Raw genomic sequence first — 344 nt, 5'->3', positions numbered from 1 at the left:
AACCCCCGCGCAAAAAAAAAACCCCCCCACACTACACACTCCACAGTTGACAACAGCGACTGAATGAACATCCATAGCCACCGCATTCTGATCCTCGATTTCGGATCGCAATACACTCAACTGATCGCTCGCCGGGTGCGCGAGATCGGGGTGTAGTCCGAAGTGCTGCCGTATGACGCCGGCGACGAGGTCATCCGGGCTTTTGGCGCGAGCGGCGTGATTCTCTCCGGCGGGCCCGAGTCGGTCAGCTTCGACGACAGCCCGCGGATTCCGCCGCCTGTCTTCGATCTGGGCGTACCCGTGCTCTGCATCTGCTACGGCATGCAGGCGATGGCCAGCCACTT

1 pseudogene is annotated in these 344 nt (G+C 60.8%); it reads left to right on the top strand.

From position 1 onward, the window contains the following. Positions 1–63: 63 nt before the first annotated feature. Positions 64–344: pseudogene (locus ACEWQZ_RS00050) on the top strand (glutamine amidotransferase-related protein); the annotation flags it as partial.

The organism is Wenzhouxiangella sp. YN1, assembly GCF_056324145.1.
This window is presented reverse-complemented; position numbering and strand designations above follow the sequence as displayed.